Genomic DNA, 21,400 nt, shown 5'->3' on the forward strand with positions numbered 1-21,400 from the left:
GCCTCGAGCCGGGGGGGCGCCCGTCGAGGGCGATCTGTGCGAGGGCGGCCGGATGAGCGAATCCGCTTAGCCGACGCTCGGCCGCAGTCCATCGGCGGAGCCGCTGCTGACGAGGATGCGTGGGCCGTGATCGCCTGAGGCCAGGAAGGCGTCGATGGCCGCCAGATCTTCCTTTACGCGCGCGACCAGCTGAGCCAGCCGGTCGTCAGGCATCGGCTGTTCGCCGCCGCCAGTGCGGAACTGGTCGGCGATGCGCCGCCAAAGGGATTTTCCCGATGCCTGGCCGCCGGCGCGCACCGGACGGATCTCGCCGGCGACCAGCGCCTGGTCGGTCCAGCGGGCTCCCCCGAGGACCAGGAAGCTGGTCTCGAACTGGAGCTGCGGCCCGTCCTCGCTCCAGATGAAGCTCAGCAGCTGCCGGCGCCCTTCAATGACACGGGTGACGTCCCAGACACGCCCGCGATAGTCCGGATCCTGCGCCGCGCGCGTCCAGCCGGCGGCCTGCAGTAGCGGCAAAAGTTCCGACGTGAATGCATGGGGCAACTGCGGCGGAACCTCGGCCCCCCGCGTCCTTCCGGAGCGCTCCAAGAGCTTCCATGCAACGGGGCGCGGTTCGTTATAGGCGTAGCCGCAGAGCTGCTCGCCCAAGCGGGCGGGCAGGTCGAACATGTGGTCGACCTCCTCGTCGCCGTCTTCCGCCTGCTCAGCCGCAAGCGCCGCGCGCAGGTCCAAAAACGGCGGCGGCGGTTCGCCCTCGACCGCCACGCCGCCCGGGTCGACGTCCGGATCATGGGTCACAACCCAGGCCTTCGCGCCGCCGCGGAAGGCGCGCAGACGGCTGAACATCACGTGCTCTTCCACCTCGCAGCCCAGCGCGAGCCCGTCTGTGGACGCGAGCGGCAGCGCCTCGTCGAGGTCGAGCCCCATATCCTCGGACACCAGCATAAACCACCCGCCCGGAAACACGGCGCAGGCGAGCGGCGAGCTGAGCTCGTCGCTCGCCATTCCGCACTCCACAAACCCCAATCGCGCGAGCAGAGTCGCCTTGTCGGCGCCCTCCACGGCGAGCCAGTTCAGACGCACCCCCATTCAAACCCCTCCAGCCCGACCCGGCCGCGCATCGTCGAGACACGTGTGCGTATGGCCCGGTTATCCAATCAGAGGATGTGCGAAAGGTCGCTGAACCGCAAGAACGAAAAGGGAACTTTCTCGAGTGTCCGCGGGCTCCCCGAGGGCCTGTACGGTGGCTGGCCGGCTGCCCAGGCGTCAACAGCGGCGCCAGACCCCGCACCGGATCGGCGACGACACGCCTCGCAGGTGGCCTGAGGCGGCGGCAGAATTTCTGTGCGACAGGTCAATTGCCTATCTCGCCCATAGGAATATCAGGATGGTCTGTCGGCGCGGCCGGCCAAGCTGTTGGGGGAGAGATCATGAAGACCCGTATCGCCGGCGTGCTCGCCGGCATCGCCATGCTGTCGGCGGCGTCCGGAGCCGCGGCTGCGGTCAGCGAGATCCTGAACGTCTCGTACGACATCTCGCGCGAGACCTTCGCGGAGATAAATCCGGCCTTCATCGCCTCCTGGAAGAAGACGACGGGCGGGACCATCAAGGTCAATCAGTCGCATGGCGGCTCCTCCTCGCAGGCGCGCGCCGTCCTGGAAGGGCTTCCGGCCGACGTCGTCACCTTCAACCAGGTGACGGACGTGCAGGCGCTCTACGACAAGGGGCGTCTGATCGCCGCCGACTGGCGCACACGGCTGCCGAACCGCTCTTCGCCCTACTATTCGCTGCCGGCCTTCCTGGTGCGGGCGGGCAATCCCAAGGGCATCAAGACCTGGGACGATCTGGCGAGGTCGGGCGTCGGCATCGTGATCCCCAACCCGAAGACTTCGGGCAATGGCCGCTACACCTATCTGGCGGCCTACGCCTATGCGCTCGACAAGACCAAGGACCCGGCGAAGGCCAAGGACTTCGCGCGCCGCCTGCTGGCCAATGTGGTGGTGTTCGACGCCGCCGGCCGTGCGGCGACCGCCAGCTTCGTCGAAAAAGGCCAAGGCGACGTGCTGGTGACCTTCGAGGCCGAGGCGCTCGGAACCGCCAAGGAGGTCGGCACCGACAAGGTGCAGGTGGTGACCCCGCCGGTCAGCCTGCTGGCCGAGTTCCCCGTCGCCGTGGTCGACAAAGTCGCCGACCAGCGCGGCTCCCGCCCGGCAGCTGAGGCCTATCTGAAGTTCCTCTATACGCCGCAGGCGCAGAACATCCTGGCGCGGCACTTCTATCGGGTGAGCGACCGCTCGGTCTCCGCCAACTACCGCCAGCAGTTCCGGCCGACCAAGATCCTGACCGTGGAGCAGACGCTCGGCGGCTGGGACAAGGTCGCCAAGGAGCACCTCGGCCCCGGCGGCGTCCTTGACCAGATCCTCAACCGCTAGGCTCGCGCCTTCGATGGTCAGCTTTGCGGCGCCTGCCGGCAGCGCCCGATCGCTCGTCAGGCGGCGACGCGTCATGCCGGGCTTCCGCCTGACGGCGAGCGTGACCCTGACCTATCTCGGGGTGATCATCCTGGCGCCTCTGGCCGCGCTGCTCTGGAAGGCGGCCGGTCTGGGCCCGGCCGAGCTCTGGCGCGGGATCACCTCGGAGCGGGCGCTCGCCAGCTACCGGCTGACCTTCGGCTGCGCCCTGGCAGCGACGGCCTTCAACGCCGTCGCTGGGTCGCTGTTCGCCTGGATCCTCGCCCGCTACAGCTTCCCCGGACGCCGGCTGCTGGACGGGCTGATGGACCTGCCGTTCGCCCTGCCGACGGCGGTCGCCGGCATCACCTTGTCGGCGATCTTCGCGCCCACGGGGTGGGCGGGGCAGTATCTGGAGCCGCTCGGATGGAAGGTGGCCTATGCGCCCGCCGGGATCGCGGTGGCCATGGCCTTCACCAGCCTGCCGTTCGTCGTGCGCAGCCTGCAGCCGGTTATCGAAGAGCTCGACGGGGCGGAGGAGGAGGCCGCCTTCACCCTGGGCGCCAGCCATGGGCAGATCTTCGCCCGGGTGCTCGCCCCGTCGCTGCAGCCGGCGCTGGTCTCCGGCTGCGCCATGGCCTTCGTCCGCGCGCTCTGCGAATACGGCGCGGTCATCTTCATCGCCGGCAATCTTCCGTTCAAGACGGAGGTGACGACCCTGCTGACCAACATTCGGCTGGAGGAGTTCGACTATCCGGCCGCCGCCGCGCTCGCCGTCGTCCTGCTGGCCTCGTCGTTTGCGACCCTCTTCCTGGTGAACAGCCTGCAGTTCGAACGTCGCCGGCGGGAGAGCCGCGGATGAGCCAGCGTGTAGGCGACACCGCGGGCCTGCGGCTCGCGCTTCTCGCGACGGGCGGGCTGCTGGCCCTGCTGATCTTCGGCGCGCCCCTGGCGATGTTGCTGACCCGCGCCCTGGCGATGGGCGGGGCGGTCTACCTCGAGAAGATCTCCGATCCCTTCACCGTGCACGCCGCGCAGCTGACGGTGCTGACGGCCCTGGTGGTGGTTCCGATCAACACCTTCTTCGGCGTCTGCGCGGCCTGGCTGATCACCCGGCACCGGTTTCCCGGGCGCGATGCGCTGGCGACCCTGATCGAGCTGCCGATCTCGGTCTCTCCGGTCGTCGCGGGCGTGGCCTACCTCTTCCTCTACGGCTCGCAGGGGCTGCTGGGACCGTTCCTCGGCGAACACGGCTGGCGGCTGATGTTCACCGCCCCGGCCATCTTCCTGGCCAGCCTGTTCGTCAGCGCCCCCTACGTGGCGCGCGAGCTGATCACGGTGATGCAGGGCCACGAGGTGGACGGCGAGGAGGCGGCCCTGACCCTGGGCGCCACCGGCTTCCTGACCTTCCTGAAGGTCACCCTGCCGAACGTGCGTTGGGCGCTGTTCTATGGGGTCCTGCTCTGCAACGCCCGGGTGATCGGGGAATTCGGCGCGGTGTCGGTCGTCTCCGGTAAGATCCGCGGCAAGACCGAGACCCTGCCGCTGCACATCGAGACCCTGTTCAACGACTACAACGCCACCGGCGCCTTCGCCGCAGCCAGCCTGCTGGCGATCCTGGCGGTCATCACCCTGATCCTGAAGAGCCTGGCGGAGTGGCGCTTGGAGCGGGCGAAGGCCTGACGACGCCAGCCGTCAATAACGGCTGCTGATGGTGAACTGGTAACGCTCCGGCCGGACGTGGAAGGTGGAGCGGTCGACGCATCGGCCCTCGGCGTCGAACGAAGATCGCTCCAGGGTCAGCAGCGGCTGGCCGGCGCGGACTCCCAGGAGGTCGGCGATCGCCGGGTCCGCGACGCCCACGCCGACCGCGAACTCGGCCCTCTGGAGGACGACGCCAAGCCGCGCCTCGAAGACGGCGTAGAGCGGCTGGTTCGCCAGTTCGTCCCAGTCGAGGTCCTTCAATCCCGAGGGCAGACGGCTGACGCCGACGGCGATCGGCTTGCCGTCGGCCAGGTGCAGCCGCTCGACCCGGAAACCCAGGGACGCCGCGTCGGCGTCCGTGTCCAGGGCGGCCTTGATGAGGCTGATTTCGGCCCGGAACCCCTGGAGCTTCAGCGACTCGTGGAAGCTGCGCAGCGTATCCAGGGCGTGGCGCACCTGCTTGCCGCGGGTGAAGGTTCCCTTGGCCTTGCGCCGGTCGACTAGGCCCTCGCATTCCAACTCCGCCAGGGCCAGACGCACGGTGACGCGACTGACGCCGAAGCGCGCGCGCAGCGCCTCCTCCGAGGGCAGCCGGCCGCTGGGCTCGAACCGGGCCGCGGCGATGTCCTCGCGCAGGGCGGCGGCGATCTGGGCGTAGAGGGAAGTCGGGGCGTCTCTCTGCATCGATCCTCTGACCTTGGCCGCGTCGCCGAGGCGGCCGCCTTGCGCAACTTGTATCATATTGTATTAGTCGGCGCCCGATCTAGAGGAGCCAGCATGGCGCCACACTTCGATCCTCCGCGCGAGGCGGGCTTCTATCATGCGCCGGAAGGGCTCTACGCTCGCAACAAGCAGCGCCCGTTTCTTGGAGCCGTTCGCTGCGATCGCGACAGGCTGACGGCCGGCGAGTGGACGGAGCTGACCCTGACCTACGAGGTCGGCGGCGCCGGGCTCGCCGACGGCGGCTGGCTGAAGCTGGCCTTCAAATTCTATTCCGACTGGGCGCTTTTCCAGACCAGCGATCCGACCGCCGCCAACTTCGTCTCGGCCGAGTACCAGGCGGGCGATCTGGTTCCGGGGCAGTCGCCGGCGACGGTCCGCCATTTGGCGGTGCGCTTCGACCAGAAGGGCCACGAGCGGCCGTTCCAGAAGGCCATCCTGATCGACGTGGTCGACGGCTACCTCAATCCGGGCGATCGCATCGTCATCCGGCTGGGGGACCGGCGGCAGGGCGGGGCGGGGACGCGGGTGCAGAGCTTCGTCGAAAAGGACTTCCGCTTCCGGATGTTCATCGACCCGCTGGGCAGCTCGAAGTTCGCCGAGGTCCCGGGCGACCGCCTGATCGACATCGTCCCCGGAGCGCCGGCCTCGCTGCAGCTGATCGCGGCACGGCTTCAATCACCGGAGCGTCCGTTCGCCTGCATCCTGCGCGCCGACGACGCCTGGGGGAACACCTGCCGGGATCTGCCGGCGGCCGGCGTCCTCAGGCTGACGGGGCCGGACGGCGCGGAGACCGCGCATCCCTTCGCCCTCGCCGAAACCGGCTGGGCGGTTCGCCGCCTGGAGAACCTGCGGCTCGATCAGCCGGGGGAGTGGCGCCTCTCGGCCGAACTGATCGGCCAGGCGGGCGTCGCGCCGGTGACCCGCTACGTGACGGTCGAGGCGACCGCCGCGCCGCTCTACGCCGACCTGCATGTCCACTCCGACGACACCGTCGGGACCAACGACACCTCCTACAACCTCAGCTACGGCCGCGACGTCGCCGGGCTGGACGTGTTCGGCTACACCGCCAACGACTTCAACATCACCGAGGATCGCTGGAACAAGGCCGTCGAGCTGATCCATTCGCTCAACGAGGATGGCCGGTTCGTCTGCTTCCCGGGCACCGAATGGTGCGGCAACTCCAGCGCCGGCGGCGACCGCAACGTCATCTTCCTGCACGGCCGCAAACCGGAATTCCCCTTCGACGACCAGGGCCGGATGGTGCGTTCGGCGGACTGGAACGAGGGGACGGCGGGCGGGATCCGCCCGGGGACCTGGCCGGTCGACGAGCTCTACGCCGCCTACGCCAAGGATCCGGAGGGGCACCTGCTGATGCCCCACGTCGGCGGCCGCCGCTGCATTCTCGACTGGCACCATCCGGAGTTGGAGCGGCTGATCGAGATCGGCTCGGCCTGGGGCCAGTTCCCCTGGTTCTACGCCGATGCCCTGAGCCGCGGCTACCGCCTGGGCGCGGCGGCGAACAGCGACGAGCATCAGGGCCGTTGCGGCGGGGGCGTTCCCGGCACGGCGGTGTTCGGCTCGCGCGGCGGGCTGACGGGGGTGTTCGCCGAGACCTTTGATCGCGCGTCGGTGGCGCGCGCGCTACGGGCTCGACGCACCTTCGCCACGACGGGGGAGCGCACCGTGGCGGTCCTCTCCCACGGCGATGTCTTTATGGGGTCGGAAGGCCGGCTGGACCGCGACGGGACCCTGGACCTCCGCCTGCTCGGCGACGAAGGCTGGGAGGAGATCGCCATCCATGACGCCGACCGGCTGGTCTGGCGCAGCGACGAGGCGGCGCGGCTCGGCGTATCGCCGCGCCGTTTCCGGGTGCGACTGGGCGGCGCCCGCATCAAGGATCGCTATCGCGGCGCCTGGTGGACCGGCGTGATCCGCGTCACCGGGACCCCGATCCTCGACGCTGCGCCGTTCGGCTTCGATCACCCCGAGCAGCGGCTGTGGCGCCAGAGCCAGAACACGGTGGCCTTCACCACGGTCACCAACGGCGACATCGACGCGATCGAGATCACCGTCGGCGGCCTCGCCGATGCACAGATCGAGGTCGAGGCGCACATCCACGGCTACGTCAAAGTCGGCGATGCGCTGCAGCCGCCGCGCCACGCCGATCTCCCGGACCTCAGGCTGGCGGCGGAGGGACGCGCCCTCGCGGCGGGGCAGGGGACGGCGCATGAAGGCGGCGGCGCCGAGCTGCTCCTGGCCATCGAGCCCGTGACCCAGGCGCCGCTGTCGCGCGATGTCTCGCTGAAGGTTCCGGTGCGGGATCTGGATCTCACACCGGCCGCCGAGCACCGCCTGTTCGTCAACGCCCGTCAGCGCGACCAGTCCCGGATCTGGACCTCCGCCCTGTTCCTTTCGGCGGACTGATCAGGGACCGTGGATTTCACCGCAGCTTGAAGCCCAGGGCTCCGAGCGCCTCGCGCAGGCGGTCGCGGCCGTTCAGCGCCTCGGCGCTGCGGCTGCGGGCGAGGATCTGGGAGATCCAGCCGACCGGCTGCTGGCCCTGGCTGTGCTGGAACCGGCGGGAGGTCTCATCGTAGCTGAGGATGGCGGGCCGTTGCGGTTCCAGGGCGTAGCGTTCCTGGTGCAGGACGGCGGCCTGGGGCAGGCGGGGCTTGACCTCGCCGGGCGCCGCGAGGTCGGGCCAGCCGACCACCAGGCCGAAGACCGCGGCGGCGTGCGGCGGCAGGTCGAGGAGCTTGGCCACCTCGAGCGGCTTGTTGCGCAAGGCGCCGATGTAGACTGTGCCGAGCCCAAGGGATTCCGCGGCCACCACCGCGTTCTGGGCGGCCAGGGCGGCGTCGACGGCGGCGACCGTGAAGCTCTCCAGGAATTCGAATCCTTCGACCGGTTGGCCGGCGTCTTCGGCGATCGCGTGGCCGCGCGCCAGGTCGGCGATCCAGACCAGGATCAGCGGGCTCTGGACGATATGCTTCTGGCCGCCGGCGAGCTCGGCCAGCGCCGTGCGACGCTTCAGGTCTCGCACCGCCACCACGCTCCAGAGCTGCAGGTTGGACGAGCTCGCCGCTGACTGGGCGGCGGCGACCAGGGTCTCGACGGTCCCTTCCGGCAGCGGATCGGGGCGGTAGGCGCGCACCGACCGATGCGCGAGCAGGCGCGCGATCGTGTCGTTCCAGTGGATCCGGGGCGGGGCGTCGGCCTTGCCGTAGCGGCCGGCGAGCGCCTCGCCGGCGGCGGGTTCGCGGGCTTGGGTAACGACGTCGAGGGGCAAGGCGTCCTCCATGACCGGGCAGGTCGATAAGGCGAAGGTTAGGGAGCGCGGGGCGGCCGCTTCAAACGAGATGTCCTGAAGCCAGGGCTGACGCCTGCCAATAGGTGGGTCAGGCCTGCGCCGTGCGCGCCTGGTCGATCAGCGGGTCGAGCAGGGTCTGGCCCTCCGGCCACGGGCCGTGGCCGGACTCAACATTGATGTGACCGGCCGCGCCGAGGTCGACCAGGTCCGCGCCCCAGCCGCGGGCCAGCGCCTGGGCGAGTTCGAAGCTCGCGTAGGGATCATTGCGGCTGGCGACCACGGTCGTAGGAAAGGGCAGGCGTCCGCGCGGCATGGGCCCGAAGCCTTGCAGCAGTCGCCCCGCCGGCCCCGCGCGGTTGACGTCCGCCGGGGCGACCAGCAGGGCGCCCGTGATGCCGCGGCGGCCTCTCAGATGCGCGACGTGGGCGATGAGCGCGCAGCCGAGGCTGTGGCCGACGAGGATGGCGCCGGGATGGGCGCGGATGGCGTCGACCAGGCTTGCGACCCACTCGCCAAGGGTGGGGCGGTCCCAGTCGGACTGCTCCACGCGGTGAGCGTTCGGCAAGGCCGCCTCCCAATGGCTCTGCCAATGGTCCGGGCCGGAATTGTTGAGGCCGGGGATGATCAGCACCGGAGGCGGGTCGCCCGGCGGCCGCGACAAGCTTTCGCCTTCGTGGACGGTGTGGATCGGCATCGGAGATCTCGGGGTGGGTGGTGCGCGCGAATGTTGTGGGGCGCGGATCCAGAAGCCCTGAGGGGAGCTGACGTGCAATGCAGTTTGTCTGAGGCTGGACTTAGATCTGCTTGCCGAGGCTGGCGGTCTTCGGTTGCGGAATAAGTACTTATCAGTTTTGCGAAAGCTTCAGCCGCGTCCACGCCTTCGGATTTGCTTGCGATGCAGGGTCAGATCGCCCGGGTGACGAACCAGAAGACGCCGACGCCGACCAGGGCGGCGGCCGAACTATCGACCACGATTGGTCGGGGCGGCGCGACCTTCAGCCGCCCGAGGCTCCAGGCCAGGACCCAGACGGCGGCGACGATGGTCAGCTGGCCGACCTCCACTCCGACGTTGAAGCCGAACAGCAGCTCCGCCAGCCGTTCGGGCGGCAGCGGCTCGTCCAGCAGGCCGGCGGCGAAGCCGAAGCCGTGTATCAGGCCGAACACCAGGGTGATGGCCAGGCGCAGGCGCACGGCGTCGTGCACCTGGCCGGAGATCAGCAGGTAGTTGGCGCCGAACAGGCCGGCGCCCAGCAGCAAGAGAACCGGAAGGGCTCCGACGCCGGCGAGCTTCAGGGCGAGCATGGCCGCGAGCGTCACCGCCAATCCCGCCGCCACCGCCGCCGGCCGCTTCGCCTGGACCGCGATGTTCTCCAGGCCGATCAAGGCGATGGTCTGCGCCACCAGGGCGTCGATGAAGTCAGCCTGCGGCCGGATCACGCCGGTGACCGCCAGCGCCAGGGTCAGGCTGTGGCCCAGGGTGAAGCCGGTCACCGCGAACAGCAGGTCCTTCAGCCGCCGGGAGATCAGCACCAGCCCCACCAGGAAGGCCATGTGGTCCACCCCGGTGAGGATGTGGACGACCCCCATCCGCACGAAGTCGAGGAAGCCTGCCGCCTTCAGACGGTCGGCCTCGCCGCCGGTGACCTGCACGGTCTGGCGGTCGCGGGTGATCAGCTGTTCGGTGAAGGCGCCAGTCTGGGCGTTCTGGACCTGGGCGTAGTCCAGGTGGCCCGGCGCGACCTCGAAGAAGGCCTGGGTGCGGATCGCCAGGTTGCGAACGTCCGGGCAGGTGAAGGTGAGGTCGAAGCGACGGTAGCCGGCGCGTGCGCCCAGGGCGTGGACCGGCGGGACCAGGGCGCAGCGCCGGCCGTCAGCGAGCGGATGGACCCGCTCGGCCAGATAGCGCGACAGGTCGGCGTCGGAAGGCTGGCCGCCGCGGCTCAGCCGGGCCGTCTCCAGGCTGGGCAGGGTCATCACCAGGTCGACGTTCCGGCCGTTGATCTCCCAGACGGAATGGCTCTCGCTGCGCACGTGGGCGGCGGCGGCCGTAGCGGCGAGGACGGCGGCCGCCAGGGTCAGAAGGCGCAGCAGCCGCGTCATCTGAAGTCCGGCGCGACGAGGATGGAGGACCGTTTGCGCAGGAACTCGGCGTGCTGCGTCTGCAGCCGCTTGATTGCCGCCTGGATGTAGTCGTCGCGGACGCTGGGCAGGGCGGCCTCGTAGCTGAGCGGCGTGGGTGCGCGGTTGCGCAGGACCTGGACGAAATGGGTTCCATCCGGCTGGACGACCGGCGCGGAGACCTTTCCGGATGGGGTGCGGCGCGCGGCGTCGAACAGGGCCTCGCCGAGGTGGATGCGGGCCGCGAAATAGAACTCCTCGCCCTGGGTGCGCGCGCCGTCGCGGCCGCCGAATTGCGCCAGCACGGTCTCGGCGGGGCGGCCCGCCGCCAGCGCCCGGCCTGCCGCCGTGGCGACGGCGGGAGGGAAGACCAGGTCGCGGGCGACGATCACCCCTTCGTCGGCGTAGCGGTCCTTGTGCGCCGCGTAGTAGGCGCGCAGCGCCTCGGGCGCGGGGATCTTGGTGAGGGCGTCGGCGGCGACGCTCTGCTCCACAGCGTTGGCCGTGGCGGCGCGCACGTCGGGATCGGCCGCCGCGACATCCAGCTCGCGACCGCGCTGGACCATCAGCTCCTCGGTGATCAGGTCGTCGAGGACCTTGCGCCTCTGGGCGGGCGTCGCCTCGGACGGGGCGACGTCATAGAGGGCGCGGAGCCCTGCCAGGTAGTCGCTGCGGGAGATGGCCTGGCCGTTGACCAGGGCGACGTCCTCGGCCGGGACGATCAGGGTGGTGGCGCCGCGTGCGGTGAACAGGGCCTCCCCGGCCGCCGCCAGGCCGACGATCGCGCCGACGGCGCAGAGCGTCAGCGACCGCTTCGGGCTGATGCGGTCCCACCGGCGCCAGGCGGCCTGGGGGGCGGCCTTGACCTCGGGTTCGACGACGGCCGTCATCTCGCAGTCTCCGACAGGCTGTGGACGTAGAGGGCGACTTGGCGAATCTCGCCGGGCGACAGGCGGTCGGCCCAGGCCGGGCAGCGTCCGCGTCGGCCGTCGAGCAGGCTGCGACGGATGTCTTCGCGTCCGCCGTGGCCGTAGAGCCAGACGTCGTCCGCCAGGTTGGGCGCGCCGATGCCGGGATCGCCCTGGCCGTCGGCGCCATGGCAGTCGTGGCAGCCACGTGCGGTGTAGACCACGCGGCCGCGCTCGGCGGCTGGGGCGCCAGGACCGCGACCTTCGACGGCCTGCAGGTAGTCGATCAGGTCGGAGACTTCGCCCGCCGCCAGCGGCTGCAGGGTCGGATCGGCGGCCGACGGCCGGGCGCGGCCGAAGGCCGGCATGTCGGCGAGCTTCCAGGTCTTCGGCGCTTCGGCGCGGATCCCGTGGGCGATCACGCCTTCGATCTCGCTCGTCCTGCCCGAGCCGTACAGCCAGTCGCGGTCGGCGAGGTTCGCGGCCCCCGCGGCCGGGTCGCCGCGTCCGTCGGCGCCGTGGCAGGCGGCGCAATGCTCCCGGAAGAGCAGGGCGCCGTGTGCGCGACCGAACCGCACGCTCGCGGCGTTCGCAGCCAGCGCATCGGGATCGGCGGCGACGAGGCGGTCGCTCACCAGCTTGCCGGCCAGGGCGACGCCGCCCAGCAGGCTCAGGGCCGTGGCCGCGACGACGGCGGCGGCGCGCCAGCGCCGCCTTTGCGGGCGGTCCGCCATCTGCGCCTCCCCCATCCTCGCTTTAGGGCCCGGCGACGTCGGTGAAGCCGATGAAGCGGCCGGCGGCGATCACCCCGATCCAGAGCGTCAGCGAGGCGGCGCCGGCGAGGCGGGCCGCCGGCGGCGTCCGCTGGGCCTCGTCCCAGTCCTGCACCCGTCGGAAGGCGCCGCCATGGAAGGCGGCCATGTTCAGGCCCGCCAGCAGCAGCAGGACGACCTTGATCTGGAAGGGGGTGTTGCCGGCGTAGCGCGTCGCCGCCGAGGCGAACATCAGCGTTCCGGTCGCCACGGCCAGGCCGAAGGCGACCCACGTGAGCGGCAACAGTTCGCGCGCCAGCCGGGTCACGCGCCGATGGTGGGCGAACACGCCGAGCAGCCTGAGGTCCAGCACCAAGATCGAGCCGAACACCGCCGTCAGGGCGATGACATGGAGCGTTTCGATCGCTGGAAACAGGTACGAGCCTTCGCTGATCGCCAGCGCCCAGGGGGTGTTCTCCAGGGCGGTCAGAAGGGGAGCGAGTGTCATGGCGGCCTTCAAAGGACGTAGGCGATCCAACGGCCGGCGACGATCACGCCTAGCCAGGCCGCGAGCGAGCCGACCGCCAGGGACCGGGCCAGCGCCGTGCGCGACGCCGAGGCGTCCCAGAAGCCGGGGTCGCGCGCGATCGGACGCTCGATGGCGAGCGTCGCCAGCGCGGCGATGGCGATCAGGATCAGTTTGGTCTGGAAGACCGGATTGGTCAGCGCGCGGTCCGGCTCGGCGACCACCAGCACGGTTCCGCTGAGCGCCAGCGCCAGCAGGGCCCACCAGAGCCAGACGACGAAGCGGTCGACCACGGCGATCACCGCGGTGTCGCGCCCCACGACGCCGAGCAGCCTGAGGTCGACGAGCAGGATCGAGATCAGCACGACGCTGATCGCCAGGATGTGGACGGTCTGGACGGTCGGAACGATCCAGCTGACCGACTGGAGGAAGACGCTGACGGGGGTGGCGCCGAGCGCCTGGCTGAAGGTTGCGAGGGACATCGGACGGCGCTCAGTAGTCGATGACGCCCGGCGCGCCGCCGCCGGCCTGGAGCGTCTCGCCGTTCAACGCCGCGCTGAGCGGCGAGGCGAGGAAGGCGGTCAGCAAGGCGATTTCCTGGGCCTCGACGATGCGGCCGATGGTGACGCCGCGACCGGCCTTCTCGGCCGCCTCCGGCGTGGTCTTCTCGGTGCGGGTGGCGCCGGGATGAATGGCGTTGACGGTGACGCCCAGCGGCCCCAGCTCGTCGGCGAGGTTCTTGGTCAGGGCGGAGACGCCGACATTGCGGATCGAGGCGACGTAGTGGCCGGTCTTGCGCGCGGCCAGTCCGCCGATATTGACGATCCGCCCCCAGCCGGCGGCGGTCAGGTGCGGGGCCGCCGCGCGGGCGGTGCGCAGATAGCCCCCGACCTTGACGTTGACGTCGTCGAGCAGGGCCTGGCCCGAGACCTCCGCCAGCCGGCCGGCCGGCGCGGCCCCGCCCGGCGTCGCGGCGTTGTTGATCAGGATGTCCAGGCCGCCGAGTTCGCTGACGGCCGCCTCGATCAGGGCGTCGACGGAGGCGTCTAGGCCCGTATCCGCGATGATCGGCCGGACCCGGCGTCCGGTCTCGCAGGCGATCTCTTCGGCCGCCGCGAGCAGGGCGTCGCCGTGACGGGCGGCGAGCACCAGGTCGACGCCTTCGCGGGAGAGCTGGCGGGCGATGGCCTTGCCGATCCCGCGGCTGGCGCCGGTGATCACGGCGCGCTTGCCGGCGAGTTGCAGGTCCATGCGCCGGCTACTCCGCCGCCAGGGGATGACGCCGGGCGGCGTAGCGGTTCTCCGGGAACGACAGGCCGAGGTGTTCGCGCAGCGTCGCGCCCTCGTAATCGCGGCGGTAGACGCCGCGATCCTGCAGGATCGGCACGACCGTCTGGACGAAAAGCTCGAGCTGGCCGGGCAGGGATTCGAACAGGATGTAGCCGTCCGCGGCCCCGGCCTCGAACCAGCGCTGGAGAGCGTCGGCGACCTGGCTCGGCGTGCCGACGAAATGGCTGCGCGGGGTGGCCAAGCGAAGCGCGGTCTCGCGCAGGGTCAGGTTCTCGTCGCGGGCCAGCTTGAGGATGCGTTCGGCGGCGCTCTGGTTGCTGTTCGTCCCGTGGACGGCGACCTCCTGCGGGAAAGGGGCGTCGAGGTCGTAGACGCGGAAGTCGTGGTCGTTGAACGGACGGCCGAGCGCGCTCAGCGCATTCTCGATCGAGGTCAGGCCCGCCAGCTCCTGGTATTTGGCCTCGGCGTCGGCCTCCGTCTCGCCGACGATCGGCCGGATGCCGGGCAGGATCAGCACCTCGTCCGGATTGCGCCCCTGGCCGGCGGCGCGCGCCCTCAGCTCGCTGCGATAGGCGACGCCCGCCTCCGGTTCGTCAAAGCTGATGAAGATGGCGTCCGCCCGCCCGGAGGCGAAGGTCTTGCCGTCCTCCGAGGCGCCGGCCTGGAAGATCACCGGCTGGCCTTGCGGCGAGCGCTTGATGTTGAGCGGGCCTTTGACCTGGAAGAACTCGCCCTTGTGGTTGAGGGCGTGCAGCTTGTCCGGGTCGACGAAGCGGCCGGTCTCCTTGTCGGCGACCAGGGCGTCGTCCTCCCAGGAATCCCACAAGCCCTGGACCACGTCGAGATGCTCGCCCGCCAGCCGATAGCGGACGTCGTGCTCCAGGTGTTTGGCCTTGCTGAAGTTGGCGGCGGTGCCGTCCAGCCACGAGGTGACCACGTTCCAGCCCGCCCGGCCGCCGCTGATGTGGTCAAGCGAGGACAGCTGCCGGGCCAGGTTGAAGGGTTCGGTGTAGGTCGCCGTCACCGTCGCCACCAGGCCGATGCGCGAGGTCGCGCCGGCGATCGCCGAGAGGATGGTCAGCGGCTCGAAGCGGTTCAGGTAGTGGGGGCTCGATCCGGCGGTGATGAACAGGCTGTCGGCGACGAACAGGAAGTCGAATTTGCCGGCCTCGGCCACCTGGGCCTGGTGCTTGTAGAAGCTCCAACTGGTGCTGGCGTCGATCTGCGCGTCGGGATGGCGCCAATCGGACCAGCCGGGGCCGACGCCGTGCAGGATGAAGCCGAGTTTCAATTGGTCGCGGCGCGACATGGGAACACCCCGTCTGAAGTCTTCGTACAGCCTAGGCGCCTGCCGGAAGGCGGACGAATTCATTGTTCTCAAGTGTCGGATTGCCGGCGCGAAACCGGTCGCGGCTCAAGGCTTGCCGGGTTGGACCCAGTTGCCGCTGAACGCCTGACCGGTGCCGACCAGCTTGGCCTTGCGCAGCGAGCCGCCATGCCCGCCGTCCCGCAGCGGCGCGATCTCCACCTCGACCTTGTCGCCGGCCTTCAGCGATTTCCGGGTCCAGCCGATGCGGCCGAGGTTGCCGGGGCTGGTCGCCTCGATGGTCCAGGTCTGCGACGGGCCGCCGGCGGCGGGCGCCGCCTCGACCCAGACGACCACGTGCGGGTTGGTCCACTGAACGGCCTTCACCGCGCCCTTCAGCGTCACCGCCCGGTTGGTGTCGTACATGGCGAAGGAGTGGTGGGCGAAGCTCTGGCCCGGCGCGGCGACGAGGCCGAGGGCGATCGCGGCGGCGAGAGCGGCGGGGCGGGTCATGCGAAGTCCTATGGCGGGGGCGCGGGCGCGCCGTCCTGGCCGGCGGGCAGGGCGATGAAGGCGGCGTGGCCGTCGGCGTCCTTGCCGTCGATGTAGCGGCCCTGGAGGCAGACGCCCTCGACGATCTCGGAGGCGGGGTCGCGCTGGCGATTGTAGATGCGGCGCGTCCGCCAGGGGCCGGTCAGGATCTGCGGCGCCGTGATGGTCAGGTCGTCGACCAGGATGTCGGGACCTTCCAGGCGGATCCGCTCGACTACGTGCAGGTCGCCGTCGTTGGGAATGCCGACGGCCTCGCTGACGGCGATATAGGCCTGGGGCAGGACGCCCACCGTGTCGACGACCAGGGTGTCTCCCTCCCAGCGGCCCACGGAATGGCCGAAGAAGCTCGGATCGGGGTCCTCCGGATGCGCCCGGCCGTCGGTGTGGATCCGGCGCAGGCGGTTGCCGTCGGATTCCCCCAGCAGCAGCACCCGGCCGGGCTCGAAGACGAACTGGACGGGATTGTGGGTCACCAACATCAGCGCCGGCATGCCGTGGGGCAGGCAGTCGATGAACAGGCCCTTGGGCTTGCCGGCCTGCTCGCGCGCCTCCAGGGCCTTGACCTGCTGGGCCACGGCGGGCGTCCACGGCGGCGGATTGGTTTTGACCTGGGCGTTCTGATCGATGACGTCGGGCGCCCAGACGCCGCTCCAGTCGGGCAGCTTGGCGACGGCTGGCCAGTCTCGGATCGGCTTGCCGGCTTGGGCGCTGACGGCGGCGGGCGCGAGCGCCAGAACACAGGCCAGGGCGACGGCGAGGCGGTTCATGGCTTGGCCTGTGGGATCGGACCGATGGTCAGCACCTTGCCGGTGTCGACCAAGGTGACCTTCTTCAGCGAGCCGCCGTGGCGGCCGTCGCGCAGCGGATTGATCTCGATGGTCACCTTGTCGCCGGCCTTCACCGAGGTCTTGGACCAGCCCATGCGAGCGAGGTTTCCGGGGCTGGTCGGGAACTCGGCCGGCCACAGCTCCGCCGGTCCGCCGCCCTTCGGCGCGACCATGATCCAGAGAACCGCGTGCGGATTGGTCCATTGGAAGGCCTTCACCGCGCCGCTGAGCGCGACGACCTTGGCCTGGTCGTACATGGCGAACGAGTGGTGGGCGCCGGCGGCGGACGGCGCTGAGACGGCCAGGAGCAGGGCGAGGAGGTTTCGACGGATCATTTCTTGTCGTTGGGCGGCGACGGCGGCAGCGGCGCGCCGCCTTCGTCTTTCGGAATGGGGATGAAGACCGCAAAGCCGTCGGCGTCGGCATCCTCCAGGAAGTCGCCTTGGCGGCAGGAGGCCTCGACGATGTCGAACCGCCGGTCGCGCTTGCGGGTCCAGGTGCGGGTCGTGCGCCAGGGCTTGGTGAGCACGTGCGGCGCGCTGATCTCGGTGACGATCTCCAGGGTGTCGGGACCAGTCAGGCGGATGCGCTCCACCACATGGGCGTCGCCGTTGTTGGGCACCCCGATCGCCTGACCGAGCGGGATGAAGGTCTCGGGGTGGATCGCCACGGTGTCGACCACCAGGGTGTCGCCATCCCAGCGGCCGATCGAGTGGCCGTTGAAGGTGGGGTCGGGGTCGACCGGATGCGGACGCCCGTCCGTCCAGATTCGCCGTAGGCGGTTGCCGTCGAACTCGTTCAGCACCGTCACGCGGCCGGGCGTAAACAGAAACTCCGTCGCGTTCAGGGTCATCAGGTTGAAGCTCGGCATGCCTTCCGGCAGGCAGTCGATGTAGATGTTCTGCGGCCGACCGGCGGCCTCGGCGGCGCGCATGCGCGCCACCCGCGCTGCGGCCTTTGGCGTCCAGGCGGGCGGATCGGTGAACCCCGGACCGCCGCTGACCAGAGGCGAGGGGCTCCAGACGCCGCTCCAGTCCGGCAGCCGGGCGATCGCCGCCCAGTCCGCCGCGGTGGGCGCCGGATTCAGGGTTGCGACTTCGGCGATGCTCGGCGCCGCCCAGGCGAGGGCGAGCCCCGTCGCGAACGCAGCGAGGGTGAACCGGCGCTCGCGCGCCTGGTTGCTTGCAGGAGACGCGGTCATTGGCGTGACGTCGGCTGGTCGACGATCAAGGGACGGAGCCGCGCCCAGAGGCCCGCGGCCGAAGCGCCGGGGTCGAGGTCAAGGTCGAGCACGCGCCCGAGGGCGGCCAGGTCGCGCAGGGCCTGCGGGCTCGCGCAGGACCCGAGCAACAGGGCGTCGTAGGCGCGGATCTGTTCTTCGACGAGGTCTGACATCGGCTCAGCCTGCCGCCGTTGGCTGAGCGGGGCGCGGGACGACGTCGCTGAAGGTGTTCAGATAGCTGGCGGCGGTCACGGGCGGCATGACGTCGATCACCCCGGCAGCGTGGTAGCGCTCCAGCGTCCGGCGCTGCTCCTCGATCAGTTCGGCGTCGATCGGCGTGTAGTCGGTCGTCAAGGCGTAGCTCACATTGTAGCGGGCGACCGCGAGGGGAACGCCGGTCTCCTTGGCGATCTGGGCGGCGTAGGCGTCCGGGTGGGTCTTCACCCAGGCATGCGCCCGCGCCAGACGGCCCAGGAAGTCGCGGAGCAGGGGCGCCTTGTCGGCCACTGCGGCGTCGCTGGCCGCCTGGAAGCCGGCGACGGCGCCCGGAACGATGACGCCTTCCGCGGTGGCCAGGATGCGGTCGCCGTCCTCCTCCACCGCGATGCCGACGTAGGAGCCCCAGGTCGACCAGGCGTCGATGTCGCCGGAGGCCAGGGCGGCCTTGGCGTCGCCGTTGTTGAGGAAGACGAAGTGCACGCTCTTCGGATCGATCTTCGCCTTCTCCAGGATGCGCAGCGCGATGTCGTGGCCGGCCGAGCCCTTGATGGTGGCGAGCTTTCGCCCACGCAGGTCGGCGACCGTGCGGAGCGGGGAGTCCGGGCGCACGATGATGGCCGAGCTGCGGCCCAGTCCGGCGGTGACGGTCCGCAGCCGCGTGGCCAGCACAGCCTTGATCGGCGCGCCGCTCGCGTAGGCGAAGGCGAAGGGCGCGCCGCCGACTCCGCCCAGGTCGATGGCGCCGGCCGACAGCGCTTCGAGCAGCGGGGCGGCGGCGGGCATCTGGATCCACTGGATCTCGTAGGGCACGTCGTTCAGCACCCCGGCGGCGGTCAGCAGGGCGTGTTGCGCGCCGCGCTGGTCGCCCACCTTCAGGACCTGGCTGGCCTTGGCCGTCGACTTGCGCGCGCAGCCGGGACCCGCTGCGCCGAGGGCGGCGAGCGCCATCACCCAGCCCAGCGCCTGGCGCCGGTCGGGGTGGTCTGCGGATCCCTGAAGATGGTTGGAGCTGGTCATGCCTGCCCTGTGCTTAGCCTTGGCCGGAAAGGCCGAAAAACGAGCAATCTTGATGAGCGGTATGAGCGGCCGGACGAGGCCGGCCGCCCTCCGGTCAGAAGCTGCGCGTGACGAAGACGTTGATCATCCGCGGCTCGTTGTAGGCCGCGTAGTAGAGCGGATTGACGCCGGCGTTGGCCGGCGAATAGCCGCCGGCCTGCAGCCGCTGCAGGTCGAAGAGGTTCTGCGCCCGCACCCCCAGCCGCCAGGCCTCGTCGGCCGAGGTGTAGTTGACCGTGGCGTTGACGAAGGTCTGCGCCCGCACCCGGGTCTGGGGCGTGTTGTAGATGTCGACGTAGCGCGAGGACTCGTACTGGGCGTCCGCCCCGATCCGCCAGGCGCCGGGGGTGTTCAGCGGCAGCTTGTAGTTGGCGGCCAGGCTCAACTGCCATTCCGGGGCGTAGGGGAAGTCGAGGCCGAGCAGGGTGGTGCGCCCGGCGACGTTGCGCGGCAGGGTGGCGGTGAAGGTGGCGTAGCGGGTCTTGAGGTAGGCCGCCGAGGCGTTGATCTGCAGGCCGTCGACGGGCCGCGCGGCGACCTCGAACTCGCCGCCCCAGGACTCCGCGTCGCCGGCGTTGATCAGCTGGTTGCTGACCTGGCCGAGGGCGGCGGTGCTGGTGGCGCGAACCTGAAAATCTTTGATCTTGTTGTAGAAGATCGCGAGGTTGGCGGACAGCGCCCCGTCCAGCCAGCGCGACTTGGCGCCCAGCTCATGGGCCTTGGTGATCTGCGGCTGGTAAGGCGTGAGCGAGCCCACCAGCGAATTGGTCCGCAGATCGTAGCCGCCGCTCTTGAAGCCTTCCGAATAGGAGGCGTAGCTCAGCAGGTCCCGCGTCCACTGGTACTGGACGCCGATCTTTGGCGTGAAGCTGGAGAACTTGGTCCAGGGCGCATGGGCGTCGAAGGTGGTCTGGAAGGCGCCGTAGAGGGGAGCCCAACGCCCGGGATCGTAGCCCCAGTCCTGCGGATCGTGCAGGCCGACGCCGACGCCCTGCTGGCCGAAGTTGTCGAAGCGCCGCCGGTCCGTCGTGTAGCGGCCGCCCAGCGTCACGGTGAGTTTGTCGGTGGCCTTGTAGTTCAGCTGGCCGAAGGCCGACCAGCTCTCGGTCCGCAGATAGTTGTTGGTGTGGGTGACCGTGCCGACGTTATCGAGCGGGCTGCCGGCGGACTGGCTGAGCCGGTGATTGTGGAAGTACTCGTAGAAATAATAGAGGCCGGCCACGAAGTTCACCCGGTCGTACTCGCCGTTCAGGTCGAGCTCCTGGGTGCGGTAGTGCTGGTCGAAGCCGGCGTAGCTGTCGCCCTTGATCGCGGTGACGCCGTCGTTGTCGTAGTAGATCGGCCCGTGCATGCCGCGCACGGCGGTGACCGACTTCAGGGTCAGGTGGTCGTCGATCTCGTACTTCAGCGTCAGCGAGCCGCCGTAAACGGTGGTCTTGTTGTAGGGCAGGGTGTCCGACCAGGTGAGGTTCGGGTCCGGCTTGCCGCCGCCTGGGACGCCGTCCGGCTGGTTGATCGGCGAATAGTAGCTCTGGCTGGAGCGGTCCCACATGGCGTCGGCGCTGACGACCGCCGTCAACTTGTCGGTGACCTTGGAGCTGAGCTTGCCGCGCAGCACCGTCAGGTCGAGGTCGTTGACGTGCTGGCGCAGCGGGATCGAGTAGGTCCAGCCGTCGCGGGTGTGGCGGATCACCGAGAAGGCGCCGTTCAGCTTGTCGTCGGCGAGGATTGGGCCGTTCACCCGGGCGCGGAGCTCGAAGTTGTCGTAGCTGCCGTAGGTCAGGCCGACTTCGCCGCCCGGCGTCGAGGTCGGGTCCTTGGTGATGAAGCGGATGGCGCCGGCGCTGGAGTTGCGGCCGTAGAGTGTGCCTTGCGGCCCCCGCAGCACCTCGACCCGCTCGAGATCCGGGGTGTCGTAGAGTGAGCCCACAGTGCGGGCCAGGTAGACGTCGTCGACATAGACCGCCACCGACGGCTCCGGATAGGTGTCGATCTCGCCGATCCCGCGGATCGAATACTGCTGGGTGGTGTAGGCGGTGGAGCGCTTGGGTGCGAGCAGGCCGGGGACGCGGCCGGACAGGTCGCGGAAGGTGGCGATCTTCTGCTGCTCGATGGCCTCCTTCGAATAGGCGGTGACTGCGATCGGCGTCCGCTGCAGGCTCTCCGAGCGGCGCTGGGCGGTGACGATCACCTCCTCGAGGCGGGCGCCGGCGGCCTCCTCGGCCGCGTCGGCGGCCTGGACCGCGGTGGTGATGACGAGAGACGAAGCGGCCCCCAGCAACGCCGTCGTCAGACGCCGCGACGTGTCGAAGATAGTCATGGAATTCCCCGGTTTCTTCACGGCGGCTTCAGCGTGCCGTGTTGCTGGGGAGAAACCTCGGGGCGTGATTGAATAAAACCGATATATTCTTGTAGATGTTATGAGTTATTGGAAATT

Annotated in this window: 22 protein-coding genes; 4 read left to right on the forward strand and 18 right to left on the reverse strand. The window is 70.0% G+C overall.

What is annotated here, in order from left to right; genetic code table 11:
• Positions 1 to 66: 66 nt before the first annotated feature.
• The gene (locus ACSQ2B_RS00005) at positions 67 to 1,089 is read right to left on the reverse strand and encodes a hypothetical protein (RefSeq protein WP_436046388.1); all 1,023 of its coding nucleotides are present in this window, start codon (positions 1,087 to 1,089) and stop codon (positions 67 to 69) included.
• Between the two features lie 341 nt (positions 1,090 to 1,430).
• Between ACSQ2B_RS00005 and cysP the strand changes: the two genes are divergently transcribed.
• The 3 genes from cysP to cysW all read left to right on the forward strand — a co-directional run bounded on the left by cysP (position 1,431) and on the right by cysW (position 4,133).
• Positions 1,431 to 2,432 (forward strand): thiosulfate ABC transporter substrate-binding protein CysP, encoded by a 1,002-nt coding sequence (gene cysP / locus ACSQ2B_RS00010; RefSeq protein ID WP_436046389.1) that lies wholly within the window; start codon positions 1,431 to 1,433, stop codon positions 2,430 to 2,432.
• Between the two features lie 73 nt (positions 2,433 to 2,505).
• Positions 2,506 to 3,312 (forward strand): sulfate ABC transporter permease subunit CysT, encoded by an 807-nt coding sequence (gene cysT / locus ACSQ2B_RS00015; RefSeq protein ID WP_436046390.1) that lies wholly within the window; start codon positions 2,506 to 2,508, stop codon positions 3,310 to 3,312.
• Positions 3,309 to 4,133 (forward strand): sulfate ABC transporter permease subunit CysW, encoded by an 825-nt coding sequence (gene cysW / locus ACSQ2B_RS00020; RefSeq protein ID WP_436046391.1) that lies wholly within the window; start codon positions 3,309 to 3,311, stop codon positions 4,131 to 4,133. The genes cysT and cysW overlap by 4 nt, the downstream gene beginning before the upstream one ends.
• A 12-nt stretch (positions 4,134 to 4,145) precedes the next feature.
• Here the strand turns inward: cysW and ACSQ2B_RS00025 are convergent, their stop codons facing one another.
• Positions 4,146 to 4,838, reverse strand: a complete 693-nt coding sequence (locus ACSQ2B_RS00025) for a GntR family transcriptional regulator (protein ID WP_436046392.1) — start codon at positions 4,836 to 4,838, stop codon at positions 4,146 to 4,148.
• A 93-nt stretch (positions 4,839 to 4,931) separates the two neighbouring features.
• Between ACSQ2B_RS00025 and ACSQ2B_RS00030 the strand changes: the two genes are divergently transcribed.
• Entirely contained in the window at positions 4,932 to 7,301 is a 2,370-nt protein-coding gene (locus tag ACSQ2B_RS00030) for a hypothetical protein (RefSeq protein WP_436046393.1), read from the forward strand.
• A 16-nt stretch (positions 7,302 to 7,317) separates the two neighbouring features.
• On the opposite strand, the gene ACSQ2B_RS00035 is transcribed toward ACSQ2B_RS00030, so the two are convergent.
• From ACSQ2B_RS00035 to ACSQ2B_RS00110, 16 genes are all read right to left on the reverse strand, one after another.
• Positions 7,318 to 8,166 carry a nitroreductase family protein gene (locus ACSQ2B_RS00035; protein WP_436046394.1) on the reverse strand — a complete coding sequence of 283 codons (849 nt, stop codon included), beginning with the start codon at positions 8,164 to 8,166 and terminating at the stop codon, positions 7,318 to 7,320.
• Positions 8,167 to 8,275: 109 nt separating this feature from the next.
• Positions 8,276 to 8,881: an RBBP9/YdeN family alpha/beta hydrolase gene (locus ACSQ2B_RS00040; RefSeq protein WP_436046395.1), complete on the reverse strand. Its 606-nt coding sequence runs from the start codon at positions 8,879 to 8,881 to the stop codon at positions 8,276 to 8,278.
• A gap of 209 nt (positions 8,882 to 9,090) precedes the next feature.
• A complete protein-coding gene (locus ACSQ2B_RS00045) occupies positions 9,091 to 10,287 on the reverse strand; it encodes a HupE/UreJ family protein (protein WP_436046396.1) in 1,197 nt (398 codons plus the stop codon).
• Positions 10,284 to 11,195 carry a peptidyl-prolyl cis-trans isomerase gene (locus tag ACSQ2B_RS00050; RefSeq protein WP_436046397.1) on the reverse strand — a complete coding sequence of 304 codons (912 nt, stop codon included), beginning with the start codon at positions 11,193 to 11,195 and terminating at the stop codon, positions 10,284 to 10,286. Before ACSQ2B_RS00050 ends, ACSQ2B_RS00045 begins: the two co-directional genes overlap by 4 nt.
• Positions 11,192 to 11,947: a c-type cytochrome gene (locus ACSQ2B_RS00055; RefSeq protein WP_436046398.1), complete on the reverse strand. Its 756-nt coding sequence runs from the start codon at positions 11,945 to 11,947 to the stop codon at positions 11,192 to 11,194. The genes ACSQ2B_RS00050 and ACSQ2B_RS00055 overlap by 4 nt, the downstream gene beginning before the upstream one ends.
• A gap of 22 nt (positions 11,948 to 11,969) precedes the next feature.
• Complete coding sequence (locus ACSQ2B_RS00060) at positions 11,970 to 12,473, reverse strand: DUF6644 family protein (protein WP_436046399.1); 504 nt, start codon at positions 12,471 to 12,473, stop codon at positions 11,970 to 11,972.
• Positions 12,474 to 12,481: 8 nt separating this feature from the next.
• Positions 12,482 to 12,973 carry a DUF6644 family protein gene (locus ACSQ2B_RS00065; protein WP_436046400.1) on the reverse strand — a complete coding sequence of 164 codons (492 nt, stop codon included), beginning with the start codon at positions 12,971 to 12,973 and terminating at the stop codon, positions 12,482 to 12,484.
• A 10-nt stretch (positions 12,974 to 12,983) separates the two neighbouring features.
• Complete coding sequence (locus tag ACSQ2B_RS00070; protein ID WP_436046401.1) at positions 12,984 to 13,742, reverse strand: SDR family NAD(P)-dependent oxidoreductase; 759 nt, start codon at positions 13,740 to 13,742, stop codon at positions 12,984 to 12,986.
• Between the two features lie 7 nt (positions 13,743 to 13,749).
• Entirely contained in the window at positions 13,750 to 15,090 is a 1,341-nt protein-coding gene (locus ACSQ2B_RS00075) for an LLM class flavin-dependent oxidoreductase (RefSeq protein WP_436046402.1), read from the reverse strand.
• 105 nt (positions 15,091 to 15,195) lie between these two features.
• A complete protein-coding gene (locus ACSQ2B_RS00080) occupies positions 15,196 to 15,600 on the reverse strand; it encodes a DUF6152 family protein (protein ID WP_436046403.1) in 405 nt (134 codons plus the stop codon).
• Between the two features lie 8 nt (positions 15,601 to 15,608).
• Positions 15,609 to 16,406, reverse strand: a complete 798-nt coding sequence (locus ACSQ2B_RS00085; protein ID WP_436046404.1) for a hypothetical protein — start codon at positions 16,404 to 16,406, stop codon at positions 15,609 to 15,611.
• Positions 16,403 to 16,801: a DUF6152 family protein gene (locus tag ACSQ2B_RS00090; RefSeq protein WP_436046405.1), complete on the reverse strand. Its 399-nt coding sequence runs from the start codon at positions 16,799 to 16,801 to the stop codon at positions 16,403 to 16,405. Before ACSQ2B_RS00090 ends, ACSQ2B_RS00085 begins: the two co-directional genes overlap by 4 nt.
• On the reverse strand, positions 16,798 to 17,667 hold the full coding sequence (locus ACSQ2B_RS00095; RefSeq protein WP_436046406.1) for a hypothetical protein: 870 nt from the start codon (positions 17,665 to 17,667) through the stop codon (positions 16,798 to 16,800). Before ACSQ2B_RS00095 ends, ACSQ2B_RS00090 begins: the two co-directional genes overlap by 4 nt.
• Positions 17,664 to 17,861, reverse strand: coding sequence for a hypothetical protein (locus tag ACSQ2B_RS00100; protein WP_436046407.1), 198 nt, complete (start codon positions 17,859 to 17,861; stop codon positions 17,664 to 17,666). Before ACSQ2B_RS00100 ends, ACSQ2B_RS00095 begins: the two co-directional genes overlap by 4 nt.
• A gap of 4 nt (positions 17,862 to 17,865) precedes the next feature.
• On the reverse strand, positions 17,866 to 18,924 hold the full coding sequence (locus ACSQ2B_RS00105; RefSeq protein WP_436046408.1) for an ABC transporter substrate-binding protein: 1,059 nt from the start codon (positions 18,922 to 18,924) through the stop codon (positions 17,866 to 17,868).
• 94 nt (positions 18,925 to 19,018) lie between these two features.
• On the reverse strand, positions 19,019 to 21,283 hold the full coding sequence (locus ACSQ2B_RS00110; protein WP_436046409.1) for a TonB-dependent receptor: 2,265 nt from the start codon (positions 21,281 to 21,283) through the stop codon (positions 19,019 to 19,021).
• Positions 21,284 to 21,400: the final 117 nt, after the last annotated feature.

This window comes from Phenylobacterium sp. LjRoot225 (assembly GCF_964252855.1).
Classification (GTDB): domain Bacteria; phylum Pseudomonadota; class Alphaproteobacteria; order Caulobacterales; family Caulobacteraceae; genus Phenylobacterium.